The sequence below is a fragment of the Paralimibaculum aggregatum genome, from assembly GCF_030270585.1.
Lineage (GTDB): Bacteria > Pseudomonadota > Alphaproteobacteria > Rhodobacterales > Rhodobacteraceae > Thermohalobaculum > Thermohalobaculum aggregatum.
Genome location: NZ_BSYI01000155.1, coordinates 1 through 416 on the forward strand (window position 1 = coordinate 1; position 416 = coordinate 416).

Below are 416 nucleotides of genomic sequence, written 5' to 3' on the forward strand. Positions count from 1 at the left end.
CGTAGCGCAGCGCGCGGCCGGCGGGGGTGACGCTGGCGGCCATCGCCGGTCTTCGGAGAGGGTTCGGGTTGCGAGACCTTGAACCTGAAACGGAGACGACGATGACCGACGACAGGATGGCCTTGATCGCGCTGGTGGAGAAGTCGGCCGATGAGGACCTCGTGCGCGACATGCCGGCCTTCGCGGCCGAGCGGCTCATGGAGCTCGGGGTGGAGCCGGCGACCTGCGCGCCGAAGGGCGTGCGCTGCGCCGCCCGCACGGTTCGGCGCAACGGCGACCGCGAACGGGCCTGGGAGACCCGCGCCGGGCGGATCGACCTGGCGATCCCGCGGCTGCGCAGGGGCCGCTGCTTCCCGAGCTTCCTGGAGCCGCGCAGGACGGCGGAGAAGGCGCTCGTGGCGGTGATCCAGGAGGCC

At 73.1% G+C, this 416-nt stretch carries 1 protein-coding gene; it reads left to right on the forward strand.

Features of this window, described 5'->3' with window-relative positions; all coding sequences use genetic code 11:
* Positions 1–101 precede the first annotated feature (101 nt).
* On the forward strand, positions 102–416 hold a 315-nt coding region (locus QSJ97_RS24745; RefSeq protein WP_285675169.1), incomplete at its 3' end, for a transposase.